The organism is Arsenicibacter rosenii (assembly GCF_001870735.1).
In the GTDB taxonomy this organism is placed as follows: Bacteria; Bacteroidota; Bacteroidia; order Cytophagales; family Spirosomataceae; genus Arsenicibacter; species Arsenicibacter rosenii.
The window spans coordinates 1-572 of the sequence record NZ_MORL01000240.1; the positions used below are offsets into that span (position 1 = coordinate 1).

Annotated in this window: 1 protein-coding gene; it reads left to right on the plus strand. The window is 43.8% G+C overall.

What is annotated here, in order from left to right:
* The first annotated feature begins 12 nt into the window (after nt 1–12).
* Nucleotides 13–417, plus strand: a complete 405-nt coding sequence (locus BLX24_RS31060) for a thiopeptide-type bacteriocin biosynthesis protein (RefSeq protein WP_083422284.1) — start codon at nt 13–15, stop codon at nt 415–417.
* The last annotated feature ends 155 nt before the right edge of the window (nt 418–572 follow it).

The following is a 572-nucleotide window of genomic DNA, read 5'->3' on the forward strand; positions in this document are numbered from 1 at the left end:
GTAGCCTTTGCCATCCGCAAAATCGATACACTGCTGACCGGCGCCGGCTTGTCTATAGAGGACAATCTGCACATAATGAAACAACTAAAGGAGCAATTTTTTAATGAGTTCGGCGGCGAAGCGGCATTACGCCATCAGCTCAATGATAAATACCGGACCTACCGGCCATTGCTGGCACAAGCCATGAACGATAATTTTCTGTCAATACCGGAGTTACAAGCCTATATGCAAGAGCAGGAAACGCTGCTACAAGCATTAGCTACTGCTCACGTGTCGATGCCCGGGCAGTTTAACAATATATTGTCCAGCCTGATCCATATGCTGGTAAACCGGTTATTTCCGTCAAAGCAGCGGGCCTATGAGCTTGTGCTATATCATTGTCTGGCAAAACATTATGATTCGGTTNCGGCTTTATAACCAGATGGAATAAACTATTCCCGAAACGAGTAAGCTATAACGGATAGTTATTGAAATCCGCACGATTAGAAGCCAACTTTGAATCAACAAATCAATGACAAAATAAAGGCACAATGACTCTTTAAACACGTAAGACCATGAAAAAGCGCATCATG